General features: G+C 54.0%; 15 protein-coding genes. 4 read left to right on the top strand and 11 right to left on the bottom strand.

All coding sequences use genetic code 11. From position 1 onward, the window contains the following. The 10 genes from DPO_RS00325 to DPO_RS00280 all read right to left on the bottom strand — a co-directional run bounded on the left by DPO_RS00325 (position 1) and on the right by DPO_RS00280 (position 14854). Positions 1–1488, bottom strand: coding sequence for a 4-hydroxyphenylacetate 3-hydroxylase N-terminal domain-containing protein (locus DPO_RS00325; protein WP_006963509.1), 1488 nt, complete (start codon positions 1486–1488; stop codon positions 1–3). 23 nt (positions 1489–1511) lie between these two features. Continuing rightward, entirely contained in the window at positions 1512–2882 is a 1371-nt protein-coding gene (locus DPO_RS00320) for an SDR family oxidoreductase (RefSeq protein ID WP_006963502.1), read from the bottom strand. Positions 2883–3109: 227 nt separating this feature from the next. Beyond that, the gene (locus DPO_RS00315) at positions 3110–4534 is read right to left on the bottom strand and encodes a flavocytochrome c (RefSeq protein WP_006963501.1); all 1425 of its coding nucleotides are present in this window, start codon (positions 4532–4534) and stop codon (positions 3110–3112) included. A gap of 10 nt (positions 4535–4544) precedes the next feature. After that, the gene (locus DPO_RS00310) at positions 4545–5753 is read right to left on the bottom strand and encodes a (Fe-S)-binding protein (RefSeq protein ID WP_006963500.1); all 1209 of its coding nucleotides are present in this window, start codon (positions 5751–5753) and stop codon (positions 4545–4547) included. A gap of 15 nt (positions 5754–5768) precedes the next feature. Beyond that, positions 5769–8225, bottom strand: coding sequence for a hydrogenase iron-sulfur subunit (locus tag DPO_RS00305; RefSeq protein ID WP_006963499.1), 2457 nt, complete (start codon positions 8223–8225; stop codon positions 5769–5771). 252 nt (positions 8226–8477) lie between these two features. After that, the gene (locus DPO_RS00300; RefSeq protein WP_006963497.1) at positions 8478–9794 is read right to left on the bottom strand and encodes a DEAD/DEAH box helicase; all 1317 of its coding nucleotides are present in this window, start codon (positions 9792–9794) and stop codon (positions 8478–8480) included. Between the two features lie 252 nt (positions 9795–10046). Further along, positions 10047–11852: a DUF6178 family protein gene (locus DPO_RS00295; protein WP_006963495.1), complete on the bottom strand. Its 1806-nt coding sequence runs from the start codon at positions 11850–11852 to the stop codon at positions 10047–10049. After that, positions 11845–13566 (bottom strand): B12-binding domain-containing radical SAM protein, encoded by a 1722-nt coding sequence (locus tag DPO_RS00290; RefSeq protein ID WP_006963494.1) that lies wholly within the window; start codon positions 13564–13566, stop codon positions 11845–11847. Before DPO_RS00290 ends, DPO_RS00295 begins: the two co-directional genes overlap by 8 nt. Before the next feature lie 39 nt (positions 13567–13605). Beyond that, positions 13606–14199 (bottom strand): nitroreductase family protein, encoded by a 594-nt coding sequence (locus tag DPO_RS00285; protein ID WP_006963493.1) that lies wholly within the window; start codon positions 14197–14199, stop codon positions 13606–13608. 13 nt (positions 14200–14212) lie between these two features. Continuing rightward, positions 14213–14854 carry an XTP/dITP diphosphatase gene (locus tag DPO_RS00280; protein ID WP_006963492.1) on the bottom strand — a complete coding sequence of 214 codons (642 nt, stop codon included), beginning with the start codon at positions 14852–14854 and terminating at the stop codon, positions 14213–14215. 149 nt (positions 14855–15003) lie between these two features. Here DPO_RS00280 and DPO_RS00275 point away from each other — a divergent pair, with 149 nt between their 5' ends. Both DPO_RS00275 and DPO_RS00270 read left to right on the top strand, forming a co-directional pair. Next, positions 15004–15831, top strand: a complete 828-nt coding sequence (locus DPO_RS00275) for a DUF3786 domain-containing protein (protein WP_006963490.1) — start codon at positions 15004–15006, stop codon at positions 15829–15831. 72 nt (positions 15832–15903) lie between these two features. Then, complete coding sequence (locus DPO_RS00270; RefSeq protein ID WP_006963485.1) at positions 15904–16314, top strand: cupin domain-containing protein; 411 nt, start codon at positions 15904–15906, stop codon at positions 16312–16314. Between the two features lie 32 nt (positions 16315–16346). Here DPO_RS00270 and DPO_RS26640 read toward each other — a convergent pair whose 3' ends face one another. After that, the gene (locus DPO_RS26640) at positions 16347–16457 is read right to left on the bottom strand and encodes a dual CXXC motif small (seleno)protein (protein ID WP_353740164.1); all 111 of its coding nucleotides are present in this window, start codon (positions 16455–16457) and stop codon (positions 16347–16349) included. Here DPO_RS26640 and DPO_RS25455 point away from each other — a divergent pair. Together DPO_RS25455 and DPO_RS00265 are read left to right on the top strand one after the other, a co-directional pair. Then, on the top strand, positions 16431–16607 hold the full coding sequence (locus DPO_RS25455) for a hypothetical protein (RefSeq protein WP_156887689.1): 177 nt from the start codon (positions 16431–16433) through the stop codon (positions 16605–16607). The two genes, DPO_RS26640 and DPO_RS25455, sit on opposite strands and share 27 nt — an antisense overlap. Further along, positions 16597–17409 (top strand): 4Fe-4S binding protein, encoded by an 813-nt coding sequence (locus tag DPO_RS00265; protein WP_006963483.1) that lies wholly within the window; start codon positions 16597–16599, stop codon positions 17407–17409. The genes DPO_RS25455 and DPO_RS00265 overlap by 11 nt, the downstream gene beginning before the upstream one ends. The last annotated feature ends 10 nt before the right edge of the window (positions 17410–17419 follow it).

Raw genomic sequence — 17419 nt, 5'->3', positions numbered from 1 at the left:
TTAAATCTGAGTGTCGATCTTGGCAATTTGGTCCCGCATTTTTGAGTCATCCAAATCATTGTCGATTCCAGCCAGATATCGGGCGAGGCGTTTTTTGTCCTCGAAATCATAACCGAGATTTAGGGCAATGGTCTCCATGATAGGCGAGCCGCCGCCGTGGACACCGGCAATCTTGTACCAGGATGCCATGCTCGAGGCGCCGATGTGCTCTACTAGCTGCCAAATCTTCAGGGAATCTTCTACTGACAGATTGGGATTTCGGATAATAAACCGTTTCATGGCTTCCGCGTTCTTGCCTTGCTCAAAATCTTCGTCAAAGGGCATGGTAACGGAAATGCCGCCAGCAATTTCAGTAAGGATGTTGTATTCATGATATATCATCTCCCCCGTGAGACGTCGCCCTACATTAGCATAAATTTCATTGGGAAAAAACACGCCACTATCTGTTTTCTTTCCGTATACCGCCGCAGCGACACCCGCTGCAAAAGCCAGTTCGGCAGCGCCAGCGAACTCGGATAGTTTCTCCTTTACGTGCGAAGCGTTAGCAATGTTGTTCGCTTCAGCTGCGAGACAAGTGGTCCCGCACAGGATATCAGAGACTGCCGGCTTGCAGCCGCTGTAACTGTGTCGGTGGGAATCGGCAAACAGCAGTGCCAGCCGTCGTCCGAATTGCCACTCCCCACACATAAAGACCCGTTCTTTTGGGACGAAGACATTATCAAAAAACACAACACAATCGGATACTCCGTAGGTACAAAATGGGGCTGCACCCTCTTTATCATTCTCCCGTAGCCAAACCGGACGTGTGATCAAACTCATGCCTTCCGCATCTCCCGGCACTGCAAAAGCTACTGCGTAGTTCCGATCGGACGCTATCAGGGCGCGGGTGGGAAGCACGATGATCTCGTCGGCATAGGCGGCCTGGGTGATTGACATTTTGAAGCCGCTTACCACGATGCCGTCTTCACGCTCCTCTTTGATGTGCAGATAGGCATCCGGGTCAGATTGCTCGCTGGGGCGCTTCATGCGGTCGCCTTTGCTGTCGGTCTGTGCGCAACATCCGTCTAGGTCCTTCTCATGATACACTTTGAGATAGTCGAGAAACCGGCGGTGGTATTCGGTGCCATTGGCATCATCCATTTCCCGGGTGCATATCGCCAAAGCATTTATCGCATCGTGCCCCATGCAGCGCTGGATACATCCGCCAGCCCGCCGGGCACCGAGTCGGATGAGTTTTTGTTTTTGAAGGAGATCCTGCGGATTTTGTGGCAGATGAGCCCAGCGATTAATCTCCGCCCCGGTCACGGTGGACACGGCGGTAGCCAGACCCTTCCACTCCGGCGTCTGAGCTAGATCGAAGGTTATATCGAGAACGTTTATGCCCGGGCGGAGCCGGGGGTCATCACGTCCGACAGGTTTTCCCCCTATGAATATATTCGGACGCATGGCGAAAAGGTCCTCGTGGTATTGTTCTTTGGTTCTCAACATAATGCGCACTCCTATTTGTAATTCTAGTTTGATCCACCGGTTACATAAAATACTTGTCCGGTAGTATATTTGGCACCATCTCCAATAAAAAATAAAATGGCGGAAGTAACATCAAAAACATCCCCCATCCGTCTACAAGGGATTTTTTCGGTAAGCTCATTCTGTAATTGCTTTTCAATATTCTGGGGGCGAATGGCACGGATGTACCCAGGAACAACACAATTGACGGTTACACCTGTGGCCGCCATTTCGGCTGCCATTGCCTTGCTCAAGGCCGTTGTCCCGGCTTTGGTTGTTTGAAAACGAATCGAATCGATGTGTCGATCCCAGCTCCAGGGCGACACATAGACAATTCGGCCTGACCTGCGGAAGGCCATCTGAGTTCCGAAATAATCGGCCAGTTCATGGGCGCAATGCATATTTTCAGCAAAGGGATCGCTGGCCCTTGCTTCATTCAAGGATTTATCGGTGGTGCCGATGCCTAAGTCATGAACATATATATCGATCGGGCCGTGCTCTTTCTCGATGTTTTGAATTTGACTTGCAGTCAAGATAGTTTTTTGTTCGAGTGTGCAGATGGGAACATTGATAGCCGGTGTTTCCGGTTTTGAAGGTTGTTTTCGGGAACCTTGACGATTATTCGTTTGTACAATCAGCCTGAGCCCCTCAGCCATAAGTGCGCTAGATATCGCCTGGCCCAATATAGTGCCCCCATTAACCACAAGTGCTGTTTTCCCCATGAGATTACCCGATGTTTTTAGCAGTGAGTCGTTGGAGCTATTCGTACCTCCCAGCAAACCGTTAAACACCATCTCGAGTATCAACTGTTCCGCTTCGAGCGGATTCGCATACCCTCTGAGATCCCAGCGCTTGATCGTCCAGGTATCGATCATCGATTTGATCAAGTTGGCAGCCAGGCGGGCATTGCAGTCGCTGAAATGGCCTTGGGCGATACATTCATTTACGACGACTTCAAATTTTTCAAGATGAGCACGTTCTTTTTCCAGGAGCCTTCTTAAAAAATCACCCTTAAAAATGTGGCTTTCTTGGTAGATCAATAAAACGGCATCCGCCCATTGCTCCATGAGATTGAATTCTCCCCGAACCATGCGGCGCAACTTAACAATCGGGTCCTGAATGTTTTCGAGGCTTTTGTTTAAGGTTTCCATGGCGGACTCGGCCAAGAAATCGTGGATAAGAAAAAATATATCCTCCTTGCTCCCCACGTAATCATAGATGTTGCCGTGGCTTAAACCGGATTCTTCCGCAAGTTCCTTGAGAGTGGTTTTATGATAACCTTTTTCAGAAAAAAGTTTGATTGCCGCCATAATAATCTGCCGGCGGCGTTTTTCCACCAAAGTTTTGTTTTTAACCGTTGTAGGAATATCTCTCATGGCAAAGCCTTTTCGTGAAAGAATAATTCATTCCGATTAGTCGGTCATATTCCGATCAATCAGTCAGTATATATTTGAGCCATTTTCGATTGTCAAGCCAAATTATATAGAAAAGCAACATTTTTTTTGTCCAGAACGTGATGCACTATCCGGGATATAGTAACTCTCAACAATATGCCCGATTATAATAGGGTTCATCCTTGTGGCGGATTCACCCATGGTTTTTTTTACATGGTGGAAGAGGCATTTTGACCGGCGATGCGGCCGAACACGATACATTCGGTCAGGGCGCATCCCCCCAGCCGGCCGGCACCGTGAATGCCGCCCGTGACCTCGCCGGCGGCAAACAGTCCCTGGATCGGCCGGGAACATAAATCCATCACCCGGGCTCGGGTGTCGATCTGCAGGCCGCCCGGGGTGTAATGGACCTTGGGCCACAGGCGGATGGCGTAAAACGGCGGGGTTTCCAGGGGAAGGGTGTCTTTTTTCGGGTGTTTGCCGAACCGGTCAGGACCGGGTTGGGCCGTCCATTGATTGTATTCCGCCACAGTCTGTTCAAGGCATCCGGCCGGCATATTGAATTCAGCGGCCAGATGGGAAAGGGTGTCAAACCGGCGGATTTTACCGGTTTTCAGACAGGACGCAAGGCTACCCAATTCTTTTTGAGCGCCTTTGTGATCCACGATGCCGATACAGGCATGGCAGGCAGAAATTATCGCTTCACTTCTGAGCCGGCGGTCAGCCCATTCATTGACGATTCTGGTACCGGAAGCCGGGTTCACCAGGATACCGGCCGGAAATACACTGTAGGAAGCGAACCGGGCCCCTTTGCCGTATCCGGTTTCATCCGCACACCCCCAGGGACCCAGCTGAATCCAGGACAGGTGGAGCGGCATGGCATGGATCTCCAGGGCGGCGACCAATCCTTCGGCAGTGGCCCCTTTGTGGTTGGTGGTGCCGATGGTGTCATCCAGGCGGGGGGCCTGGCAGGTGCGGAACGCGATATCACTGCCAAAGCCGCCGGTGGCCAGTACCACGGCCCGGTCCGCCCGAATGTGCCGGATATTGTCGGGTTGACTCCCCGGATCCGGTTTTGGAGGCGTTGCAGAGGCCGGTGACCGGCGGGTCAACTGTACACCCCTGACCCGCCCGCTGCGGTCGGTGATCAGGCGGTCCAGGCAATGGCGGGTTTGGATGGATCCATCCAGCTGATCCAGTCTGTTTTTCAGCGCTTTGACAATCGTATGCCCGGCGTTGTGTTCAATGGTGATGGTCCGGGGCACGGAATGGCCCCCGAACTGGTCCAGGCGGTCGCTATACCGCACCCCCAGGAAACGGGTCCAGTCAATGGCATCAGAGGCCTTCCGGGCGAAGCATTTCACCAGTTCCGGATGGTTGAGTCCCTGTCCGGCCCGCAAGATATCTTCATAAAACTGTTCTGGTGAATCCGTCACTCCCCGTTGTTTCTGCATGAAATTGACAGGCGCGGAGAGCCCGCCGTCGCTGATGCGGGTGTTGCCGCCGATCAGGGGCATTTTTTCAAACACCCGGACCGATGCACCGGCCTGCCGGGCTTCGATGGCAGCGGACAGGCCGGCGGCACCGCTGCCGACAATCACCACATCGGCATGATCGTCCCATGGGATGTTCATCGGTCTTCCGTTACAGCACCAGGCATTCCGAAGCCAGGGCCGCCACGGTGTCCACTTTCATGCCCAGCTCGTAATGGGTGGACAGTTCCCCCAGCTGGCGGTGACATGACAGGCAGGCCGTGGCCAGGTGTTCCAGGCCTGTGGCCCGCATCTGATCCGCCTTGGGCTTGCCGGTGATCATGCGTTTTTTTGTGGTGTCGGAATCCTGGAGCATGCCGCCACCGCCGCCGCAGCAGACCCCGTTCTCCCTGTTGGGAACCAGTTCCCGGACCCCTTTGCAGCACATGGCCAAAAGTTCTCTGGGGGCATCATATCCGCCGGATTTCCGGGCGATATTGCAGGGGTCGTGATACGCGATTTCATAGGGATAAACCGTTGGATCAAACTTGAGAACCCCTTTTTTCGCATATTCCACACACAGCTCCGGCATGCTGATGATGCGGAACGCCGGTTCTCTGCCCAGCAGTTGGGTAAGCCTGCATTTGAGCACATGATAGGCATGGCCGCATTCACTTAAAACCAGGGTGTCGATGTTCAGGGCTTCAGCCGTTTCCACCACCCGGCGGGCGATCTGTTCTTCCACCTCGTCATCGCCCACAAAATATCCCCAGTTGGTGACATCGGTATGATCACTGGACAGGGTCCAGGTTTCCCCCATGGCATAGAACAGTTTGGCCATGGCGGTCAGATGCAGCGGATTGACGCCCAGTTCTCTGGGATTGGGCAGGTATAAAAATTTGCAATCCGGCTGATCATGGAGAACCCGGGCTTTGGGATCTTCCATGTCATCGGCAAATTCTTCATCGATCCATTCCACGGTGTCCACAAATTCTTCGGTTGTCAGCCCGTTGACATTCCTGTGTGCCAGCCGGTGCTCAATGCCCTTTCCGATATCTTCAGGGATCTGGTCTTTGGCCGCAGTCAGGCCCCGAGCCCGGATCACCACCTGGTCCATATCAATACCCATGGGGCAGTCCTGGGTGCATCGGTTACAGATCAGGCAGTCCCAGAGCATCCGGGAGTCCACCAGTTCCTTTTCCAGTCCCAGCAAAGCCATGCGCACGATCTGCCGGGGTACCGGGCCGCCGGGCTGGTCAAACCAGGTGCACCGGGAGTTGCAGATGCCGCAGGTCAGGCATTCATCAATATTGTCCCCCTGGTTCAGCCGGTTGAGAAGCCGGCTCAGTTCCGTGTCTTTTTCAAGGATGGCTGTTTCCATAATTTAATATCCTTTTTATGAAATCCGGGTGTCGGAAATGATGCGGGCGAATCTTTGTGTTTCATTGGCGGCCACTGAATGCCAGGACACTTTGTCCGGGGGGATGCCGGGCAGGGATAACAGCCGGGAAACCTCTTTCCGGGCCTTGATGCTGCCGTTCATGGACCGGCAGTTGCCGTCATGGCACCCGGCCACGATCACTTTGGCAGCACCGTCGACCAGCAGCTTGAGCATCAGGTTTACACCGGCACTGCTGGCGCAGGGAACCGATATCAACCGGACCGGGTCCGGCAGAGTCAACGGGCCTGCGGCCAGTGCTGCCGACCGCTGACAGGCCAGAATCACGGTCTGGCCTTTTCCGGTCTCTTCAGCGACCTGGGCCGGGGCGCACGTGGCGGATTCAATGGCCAGGGCCGGACAGTTGACCACGCACAAATGGCATCCGAAACAGGCGTCCGGGATGATTTCTGGCCGGTCTTTTTCATTGAGAAAAATGGCCTGGTGGGGACAGATGCGAAGACAGGTCAGGCACTGGGCACATTTTTTCTGATTGATCTCCACGCCGGCATTCTGAGCGGGACCGGGAAAGTCCAGATCCGCCATGATGCCGTCCAGTTCAGCTGCAAGATCGGTATCATCCACGTCATCATGGGCAGGTCCCGCAAAATAGATGCCTTTTCTGGGGCTTCGGGTCAGGCGGTGGCGGACATTGGGGGACTGGAGAAATCCTTCCCTGTCTTTTTCCTGCCTGAGCAGCCGGGCCGCGTTGTCAATCCCGGGGCTGGTTACAGGCACTTTGGGGATCACCAGTTGATTGCAGTGCAGGGTGACGGGGGTGCCTGGCAGGGTGGCCTCATTCAGGGTCAGGGAAAATCCGGTGTCTGTTTTTTGGATCTGAATATCTTCCGCCGCGTTGTATCTGAGAAATTTGACCCCGGCCTTGCGGGCCTGATCATATATCTGTTGGCCCTGGGCCCCGTGAACCAGCATTTTATTCATGATCACCGTGATTTTGCGGCCGGCGTTCCGGGCTTCCAGGGCTGTGTTCAGTGCGAGACGTGATCCGGCTTTGGTTTCAGGGGTTAAATAATCCAGCAGGATAGCGATCTGTTCCGGCAGTTGTCCGGCCGGGGTGCCGGCGAACGCGGTGAGATCCAGGGCCTTGCTTAAAGCTGCATGGTCGGCAAGGGTCCAGTATTCCGGTGCCGGGGCCGCGATGATGGCCCGGCATGTCAGGGTGTTTCGCCCTCCTTCCTGTTCGTACCGCACGATGAACCGCCCGGCGGTGCCGTCCACACTCAGGATTCTGCCCGGATCCATGAATGTGAGGCCATCCGCCGCCTTGCCCCGGCCGAAACAGACCGTGGTGTGACCGTTTTTTGCCAGGCTCCGGGCGATGGTATCCGCCTCAGTGCCGTTCCCCCACACCAGGATATCCGCTTTTTGGGCAGGATCATGCCCCAGCTCTCTTAAAACGGCTGCGCCAGCTGTCCAGCCCTCCTGCCGGGACCCCAGGATATCTTTGGGACCCGCGGCGCATCCGGCCGCATGGATGCCGTGGGCCAGGGAAGCATCCGGGGTATTGAAAAAGCCCCAAAGGTTCGGACGGACATTTAATTGACCGGCCAGCCGGTCCAGTTCTTCTGATGGGGACATACCGATGGACAAAACCACCAGGTCAAAGGTTCTGGCGACTCTGGTGCCTGCGTCCGGATCTTCCACAATGACCTGCAGCCGGTCCGTGTCCGGATCTGTGAGGATTTCCGCGGGAACTCCCTGGGCCAGGGTCATCCGGGTGGAAAGATCCGCTGCCAGGCAACGGGTTTCTTTGCCGATGGTCTGCAAGTCCATATGAAACAGAGTGATGTCTGCGTCCGGCAGCAGATGCAGCAGTTTGTCCGAATGGCGCAGGGAAATTTTACAGCAGACCTGGGAGCAGAAATCCCGGTCCAGTGTCCGGTTTCTGGAGCCGACACACTGGATGAAGGCGATTTTTGGCTGGGCGATGTTTCCCAGAAAACCGGTCAGGGTTTCCGCCTTGAGCATCTGGTTCAGCCGGGCTGTGGTGATGACTTTGTCCTGGTTGGCAAATTGAAGGCTGGGCAGAACAGTCGGATCAAACGGGGTGAATCCGGTGGCCAGAATGATCCGGGCAGGGGTCAAAGTCTCCCCGGATGTCAGGCGGGCGGCGAATTTGTCGCCGGTTTTCTCCACCCGTTCCAAAGTCGTGTTCAGATGCACGGAAATATGTGGGTGACCGCCGGTCTGGTGAACCATGTCATCGGCCAGGCAGGCCCCGCACTGCCGGCATTCATCCGTGGCCATGCAGGCCCAGGAGGCGGCATTTCCCCCTAAGTGATCGGCCGCTTCCACCAGATGGACCTGAACATTGCTGTCTCCCAGCGTCTGGGCCGCCGCCATACCGGCAATGCCGCCTCCTAAAACCAGAACACTGTCAGAAGAGTGTGTCATATGTGCCTCCAGGATATGTGTGACGGTTTTTTTCTTACAAGAGTCTTATCACATTCCCGGATGAAAAAAAAAGTCTAAAATCTATTGATGCGGTTCTGGCGAAAAAGGGCGATTCGTCAAATCAAGTGATTTAAAGGTATCTGGCGCAGAACGCTGCTGTCATCCCTGATGCCTTCCAGGTGATATTCATCAATGGAGCCGATGATATCACCTGCAATGGCACCGATCATATGGGTTTCTCCTGTCGGGGCGTTACACCGATGACCAGGCGGCTGCCTGTCTTTTGGGTTTAAGCCCGGTGGGCAGCCAGCTGGTATGCTGGGGGCGACGATTTTTGTCCGGTTTGGCGGGTGCGGATTTGACCCGGGTTTTTTGGGGGGCTTGTCTGGGTTTTACTGCTTCTGAAACCGGTCTGCCCTGAGCTGTGGACTCGGATATTTTCCGGGCCTCGGTAACCGGAGTCTGTCTGACCGGCAGCTGTTTTTTAAGCAGCCGCTGAATATTGGCCAAAAGTCCCTGTTCGTCACCGCTCACCAGAGACAGGGCTTCGCCTCTTTCACCAGCCCGGCCGGTACGCCCGATGCGGTGAATGTAATCTTCAGCCACATGGGGCAGATCAAAATTGACCACATGGGGCAGATGCTTGATATCCAACCCCCGGGCCGCAATGTCCGTGGCCACCAGCGTCTGAACGGTCCCGCTTTTGAAATCCGCCAGCGCCCGTGTCCGGGCGGCCTGGCTTTTATTGCCGTGGATGGCCGCTGCGGTAATGCCGTCGCTGAGCAGTTGTTTGGTCAGCCGGTTGGCCCGGTGTTTGGTGCGGGTAAACACCAGGGTCTGGTGCCAGCTGCCGTCCCGGATCAAACCGGACAGAAGATCGCGTTTGCCGTCCTGGGAGACCTGGTATACCTCCTGATCAATGGCCTGGGGCGCGGTGTTGCCGGGCGACACTTCAATTTGGACCGGGTTTTTCAGCAGCCCGTCCGCCAGGTTCCGGATTTCCCGGGTATAGGTGGCGGAAAACAGCATGCTCTGGCGTTTGGCCGGCAAACATCTGATCACTTTACGGATATCATGGATAAACCCCATGTCCAGCATGCGGTCCGCCTCATCCAGGACCAGGCAGGTGACCTGGGAAAGATCCAGGGTTTTTCTGCCCACATGATCCAGGAGCCGTCCCGGCGTGGCCACCAGGATATCCACGCCTTTCTGGAACTGCCGGATCTGGGGATTGATGTTGACCCCGCCGAAAACCACGGCCGTGCGAAGGGACAGAAAGCGGCCATAGGCTTTGAAATCATTTTCCACTTGAGCGGCCAGTTCCCGGGTCGGGGTCAGAATCAATGCTCTGGGCAGCCGGGTGTTTGTTTTGTCCTGGTCCAGGTGCTGAAGAATGGGCAAAGCAAAGGCCGCTGTTTTCCCGGTACCGGTTTTGGCACCGGCAAGGATATCTGATCCTTGCAGTACCTTGGGGATGGCTTTTTCCTGAATGGGTGTGGGGGTGGTGTGTCCCTGTGCCTCAACGGCACGGAGCAAAGGGGCGCAAAGCCCCAGGTGTTGAAACGACATAAATTGTTCTCCTCTTAATCGCCCGCCTGCACAGCGCAGAACCGATCCAGGCTGAAATATAAAATAATAAAGGATTGGGGTAAATTAAGAAAAGGAATTGACCGCAATACTCCGGGCACCGACCGGAGGGTGCCACAAAAGATTAATAATATCACAGTGAGGGTTTATTGCAAGTAAAATTTTTACTGTTCGTGTCGGAGATGGGGTAAGGCAAAAGCCTGATGAATGGTAGTAACGCCTGTCATCAGATCTTTAACCACGTTTCAGCAGAAAATGGGGCATGAACCGCGGGTCGATGCGGTCCGGGTGAACGGTGGCATATTCTTCCCGGATTTCGTTAACCAGTTCCCTGAGCAGATCCGTGACCGGATCGGGCAATTCGCTGCCGATGGTTTCAGATGCCCACAGAGCCAGGTCCTCGGCCCGGATGTCCGAAGAATGTTCCGGGCCCGGGAGGTCAGGTTTCGTGTCCGGCTCACGGGATGCCGTGGGTTTCAGACCGGGATCTTCGGTAAACAGAGCCGTGAAAAACGGCTTGAATGCAGCCATGTCTATGGGAGACAGGTCCGGGGCCAGCCCTAAGCGGTCTTTGGCCCACAGGGTGAGAATCAGGCTTTTGTAAGTGAGCACCCCTTTTTTAAATGAGGAAATGTCCGGGTTCAGCCGGGCCAGGAGGCGATCAATGCCCATGATCCGGTCCACAGCCTCACGGGTGATCTGAATGTCGGACAAAGAGGCAAAATGCCGGTACAGTTCACCGGTCTGGTAATTGTCAAAATACAGGGGCCGGTCCAGCAGCAGACCGCCCATGACGCCTAAAAAAGTTTCTCCCAGAAAGCTCAAAGGCAGGTTCTGCTGAAGGATAAAACTGTGTCTGTACCAGTTGTGCACGGCGGTTTTCAGCTGGACCCCGGCCCGGGACCCGGTCCGGAAAAGATCTTCCAGATAATAGGTTTGAATCAGATCTGCCGCGCTTTCCAGGCTGATATTTTTTTCAAGCATGGATTCCAGTCCCAGGCTCAGAAAAGCAGTGGTTTTCCGGATGATTTTTTCCAGGTTTTTTGTGTCCCGGATTTTGAGGCGGTCTGCGGAGATCACCTTGTTGACCAAAGCGGCCAGTTCCGATTCCAGGGTGAGCATGAAATCGGCCGGTACCAGCGCCAAAGCTTTGACAAACAGGTCGTCACCGGCCAGAAACTGGGTAAAGCACTGGGGAGGCAGCGGCAGGTCCGGGTCAAAGGGGTCAGAAGAAAAAACTATAGTTTTCGGGCGTTTGCGCAGCGTGGTGAGAGGCGTGGGCTGGTAAATACCGATGGCCTCATGAAACGGCAGAAATCCTTTTTCCGCCAGGCGGATGGTTTTGAGACGAAACTGTTCCTCTTCGGTTTCTGCGGGCAGGACATTCATGGTTTCCAGCATTAACCCATGAAACACAGACAGGTCCATTTCCGCCAGTTTCCGGACCATGGCATCGATGAGCTCCGAAGCCTGGGTCTCCTCGGACAAAGGCATCTCCTCGTCCGGATCCGGATCTTCCTCTTTTGTTGTTTCAGGAAACCGGAAGTAGAACTTGTCATCCATAGTCATGTAATCGTCAAAATCTTCGGGTGGAACTTCATCATGCTCCCGGATAAATATGTCCATGTGCCGGGACAGGTAAAATTCGAAATAATCGGGCTTTTCCATGATGATCCAGCGCAGGAACCGTTCCGGGTCCGCCTTGAAAAGCAGGTTGAACGCCCTGGTCATGATCCTTGTGTCCAGCCGGTCCCCGTCCCATACTTCCACATCCAGAATATATTCCCACTGCTCGGAAGCAGCTAAAGACAGCACCGGGATGAAATCCGAGGGTCCGATCTGGTGCATGAGAAAATACAGGTCCTGATCCGGAAATGACTGGATCAGGGTGGCGGGGGCCGGACCATCCAGAACCGCATCCAGAGCGGATTCTGAATCCATTTTCAAAATTTGGCTGCGCTGGGATCTCAGTTTGAGTTCCCGGTTCTGCCGGTTGGTCAGGTGATGGTCTGTGGGGGTGTTGACAGATTTTTCATTCATGGTCGGTTTCCAGTTCTTTTTGGCAGATGGCCAGATAATACCGGACATCCGGATGTTGTTCAAAAGGGGACAGGCAGGCCAGAGCACCGGCAAACCGGTGCTGATTCATCAGGCAGATGCCTTTGCAAAGAACCAGGTCTTTGCTGCCGGGAAAATGATTCTGGCCCTGGTCAAGAATCTGTAAGGCCGGATCCATTTGTTTGTGTTTGAGAAAAAGCATGCCCAGTCCCAGAAAGGCCCGGAGATCCGGGTGATAGGACAACGCTTTTTCAAACAGCGTTTGTGCCGTGCCGTCCGGATTTCGGATGCGGTCATCGGTGCTGTAATCGCCGTGGGAAAAGGTCATGCCCAGCCGGGATAAAAAATCCGCATGATATGGATACAGGGACGGGTCATTCATCAGTTCGATATTTGCGGCAAACTCAGGCAGATGGTCATAAAATGTGGATCTTAAGGCATTTCCGAACTGTTTGACCTGATCAAAATCCAGGTGGTCATCCACTTCAAACCAGGGCAGATCTTCAATTTTTTTATGCCAGATCTCATCGCTGACCCGGCCGGTTTTTTGGGCCTGTTCGTACAGCCGGGTGCCCGGAAATGTCACCAGCATGTAGAATATCGCGCCTAAAGGCTGAAGCTGCATCAGCAGATCAATGCTCTCCTGGATGGTGTTTTTTGTTTCACCGGGCGACCCGTAGATGAAATAGGCCCGGGGGATCATGCCGGCGGCAGCGGTCCGGCGGAATGCCTGCACCGCCAGAGAATTGGGAACCGGTTTTCCCAGGCGTTTCTTGATGGTATCTGACCCGGATTCCACCCCATAGCTGATTTGAATGCAACCGGCTTTGCGCATCATGGCCAGCAGGGGCGGGTCCACGCGGTCCACCCGGGAAATGGCGTGCCAGGTGATGTTTAAATCGGCATGGATCAGTTTTCGGCATAAATCCATGACCCGGTCCCGGTCCATGGTAAAGGTGTCGTCACTGATATAGAAATGGGAAATCCCTTTGTCGGCCAGTGTCCGGATCTCTTCAAAGAACCATTCCGGGGAATGAAACCGGACATTCCGGGTACCCCAAAACAGAGGGGATCCGCAGAACGTGCAGGCCCCCGGACACCCCCTTGACATGGCCAGGTGTTGAAACGCAAAATACCGGGACGGGTGCGCCAGCCGGTCCAGATCCTGGATCAGCAGGGCCGGTCCGGTATCCGTGATTTTGTTTCCGTCCCGGAACACCAGCCCCGGAATCCGGCTGAGATCCAAACAAATCTTTGGATCAGTTTTGCCGGTCTCCCCGGCCAGGATTTGAACCAGGGCCAGGAGGGTCTGCTCTCCTTCGCCTTTGACAATGACATCCAGTTCCGGGCAGGCGGAAAAAAAATAATCCGCCATGAATGTGGGGGCCGGCCCACCGAACACGATCACGGTCCGGGGCCGAATCTGTCGGGCGGTCCGGGCCAGGGACATGGCCGATAACCGGGTGGGATTGGTCACGGAAAAACCGATGACATCCGGATGTTGTGATTCAACTGCCGCAGCGAACACCGCCTCGGGATCCTTGACATCGGCCTGGGCCAGGTTGAGGATGGCCGCCTCATACCCGGTATTCAGCATCTGGGCCGCCAGGTAGTACAGACCCACAGGCACCACCGTGGCATCCGCATCTGTGATGCGTGGATCCAGACATACCGGATTGACAAACAGCAGTTTCATTTCACAGCCTTTTTACCGGTGGGCCGGAGACCGGTTTTTTTAAGAAAACGTTTTGAAAACCAGGGTGTCCAGGGACCGTTTGGGCACATGGTGGACCTGGTTTTCATCCCTGAAATACTTGATGCTCCCGTCCGGTCCTACCTCATCGATGGCCGCTTTTTCCACGGGTTTTCCTAAAGCCACCACCAGCTTGACCTCCAGGTGATCCGGAATATCCAAAACGGATTTGAGTTTCTTGATGTTGATGGCCCCGAACATGCACCCGGCCAGGCTTCTGGCCCGGGCCCCCAGCAGGAGGGTCTGGGCCGCGATCCCGTGGTCGCACCAGAACTTGTCGGAGATGGTGTGGTCTCCGGTGATCACGATATACGCGGTGGGCCGTTCGGATGGGTCCGGACCGGGCCAGTCTTTCAGATAGGCGGCCCATCCCAGACAGTCAAAAATGGCCTGATTGGTCGGCTCACTGGTAGACAGAATATATTTCAATGGCTGGTTGTTACCGGCAGACGCACAGTGCCGGGCCAGGTCCACCAGGTCGAACAGTTCATTCATACTGATTTTGACAGTATGGTCAAACCGGCGGCAGGACCGGTTTCCTTTTACCAGAGATTTAAAGTCTTCAAAAGATGTCATGGCGGTAATGTTCCTATTCTTTGCAGGGTACTTGTTCGAACCGGGGCATGTTGATATCGATCCATTCCAGAATTTTGTCCATTTCCTGGGCCACCTGCTTTAAAGCGGTGCCCCGGTGGCTCACCTGTGCCTTTTGTTCCATGGGCACCTGGGCAAAGGTTTTGCCGAATTTTGGGAAAAAAAACAAAGGATCATATCCAAACCCGTTGTCACCGGCCGGTTCCCGGGTGATGATCCCTTCGCACCGGCCTTCATAGGTCAGGGCGGCACCGGTGGGAACGGCAATGGAGATCACGCATTCAAACGCGGCTTTCCGATTGTCATGGGGTGCCAGTTCTTTGAGCAGTCTGGCCACATTGTCGGCATCGGTGGCATCATCTCCGGCATACCGGGCGGATTTCACCCCTGGGGCGCCGTCCAGGGCTTCCACACACAGGCCGGAATCATCGGCCATGGCCGGGTATCCCAGGACCCGGGCTGTGAACGCGGCTTTTTTATAGGCATTGTCATCAAAAGTGGCCCCGTCCTCGACCACCGGAGGGATGGGTCCGAAATCGGTCAGATTTTTGATATCCAGGGGAAAATCTTTTAAAAGGTCCCGGATTTCCCGGGTTTTACCTGGATTGGTGCTTGCCAGGACCAGAATCTGTTTCAATGGGAAAACTCCTGTTGCTTGAAATTTTTTATTCGGGCATTAGTATTTCAACAGTATAAGGCCAAGGCATGTGTTTGTAAAGGCAGCCTTGTTCATCACAGATGACATGATAAATAGATGTTAACCTGTCCCAACGGAGGTGTCGATATATGTTTGCCAATGCCATGGAAGTTTTCAAACTTCTGGATAAATCCAATTGCAGAGAGTGCAATGAACCCACCTGTCTGGCGTTTGCGTCAAAAGTATTTTTAGGGCAAAGAGATCTGTCCGACTGTACTCATCTGGACCCGGAGGTGATTGCAAAATACAGCCAAGCACCCAGAAAAGGATTCAAACCCGGGGAATCGGATTATGAACGGGAACTGGCCGCCATGCAGGAGCGGGTCAAAGAGATCGATCTGGAAGAGGCGGCCCGCAGAACCGGGGGCCGGTTTGACGGGAAATGGCTGACGCTCCGGATATTCGGCAAACCCTTTTCCGTGAACCAGGAAGGACGCTTTAAATCAGACCTGCATATCAATCCCTGGATCACCGGGCCGGTGCTCACCTATGTGCTGGAAAGCAAAGGAACCCCTGTTACCGGACAGTGGATGCCTTTCCGGGAACTGGCCGGAGCCCGGGAGCTGAACGGTTTATATATGAAACGTACAGAGGAGCCGCTGAAAAAAATTGCGGACGCTTATCCGGATCTGTTCGAGGACCTGGGCTTTATTTTCAATGGAAAAGAGATCGAAGAGCAGTATCAGTCCGATATTTCCATGGTGCTGTATCCGCTGCCCCTGGTGCCTGTCATGATCTGTTACTGGAAACCGGATGACGGCCTGGATTCAGACCTGCACCTGTTTTATGATAAAAGCGCATCGCACAACGGCGGCAGTGACATGGTGTTCCGTCTGACCGCCGGCATTGTTCAGATGTTTGAAAAACTGGCCAGGACTCACGGCTGGAGTGCAGCGGCTCAGGCAGCCGACCGATGACATTGGGCTGGTATTTTTAACGGCAATGTGGCAAGGTAAAAATCTGTGATAATTTAAAGTGGAGTTGTCGACATGAAGGTGATTCACTGGACGGAATGCAAGGAAAAACAGATCGAGCGGTTCCCATACAAAGGCGAGCAGCTCGATGTCATCGGCACCAGCATCCGCTGGCTGTCCCAGCACGGGGAGGATGAAAACGGAATTCCGGAATACGGGCTGCGGTTTTTCACCATCCAGCCGGGGGGACAGATTCCCATTCACAACCATTTTTACCACCAGACCATGTATATTCTGTCCGGTGAATTTGAATGCTGGGAATTTGATGAAAAAACCGATGAACTGAAGAAAAAAGTGGCGTGCAAGCCCGGAACCGCTGTTTATATACCGAGTATGCAGCCCCATGGCATGAAAAACGTGACAGACGAACCCGCCACTTTTTTATGCTGCATCTGCAATGTCTATGATGAGGATGCCGCGCTTTGAAAAGGGCGTAACAACGTCAACCCAAAAAGATTTCAGATCCGGTTGATCGGTACATTGGCCAGGTGTTCTTCAAGATATTCATCCATCAGCTCTTTGTACCGGGTTTCAGGAAAATTTTGGCCGCAGGACCTGCAGCAGAACAAAATCCGGGTTCAGGTCCGCCGGATATAAAGGTTTCCGCCGCAGGCCGGGCATTTTTCTTTGATCTTCATGGAGAAAGTCATACAATAATTGAGATGATTTTTCAAATTGCTTTTTACATAAACAGGAGATTTAAAAAAAATGACCCATAAAAAAATCACCCTGGTATATTTCAGTCCCACCGCCACCACAAAAACCGTGCTGGACGCCATCGCAAAGGGGACTGGGTATGAGGTGGACAGTTATGACATCACCTTGTCTGAAGCCAGAAAAAAAATCCCCCAGGACCTGGATACATCCGTGATCGTTTTCGGGGCACCGGTTTACAGCGGCAGATTGCCGAAACTGGCGGCTGATTGTTTTAAACAGGTGTCGGCATCCGGCATTCCCGTCGTGCCGGTGGTGGTTTACGGCAACCGGGAATATGACGATGCATTGCTGGAATTAAAAGATATCTGTGTTCAGTGCAAAGGTGTTCCCGTGGCTGCAGGCGCGTTCATCGGTGAGCATTCGTTTTCCACACAACCCGCGCCCATTGCCCCTGGCAGGCCGGATGAAAAAGATCTGGCATGTGCGGTTGAATTCGGACAAAAGATCAGCCGGTTGCTGGAAACACTTGATCCGGACAAAAAAACGGGTGACCTTGTGGTGCCGGGAAACGTTCCTTATAAAAAACCCTCGGCTGCCAAAGGTGTGCCGTTCATCGATGTGACCGATGACTGTACCGCCTGCGGCACCTGCGTGGCGGTATGTCCGGTGGATGCCATCGATGAAGATGACGGGTTCTGCACGCTTGATGATATCTGTATTCACTGCTGTGCCTGCATTAAAGCCTGTCCGGAATCCGCACGGATCATGAAGGACGGCCCGTTCAAGGACACGGCAGCCAAACTGCATCAGACCTGCGGGGTTCGAAAAGAACCGGAAACATTTTTTGCCCAGACTCAAAAATAACCACCGACTT

The organism is Desulfotignum phosphitoxidans DSM 13687 (assembly GCF_000350545.1).
Classification (GTDB): domain Bacteria; phylum Desulfobacterota; class Desulfobacteria; order Desulfobacterales; family Desulfobacteraceae; genus Desulfotignum; species Desulfotignum phosphitoxidans.
The sequence above is the reverse complement of the archived record's forward strand: the minus strand, read 5'-3'. Positions and strand labels throughout refer to the sequence as shown.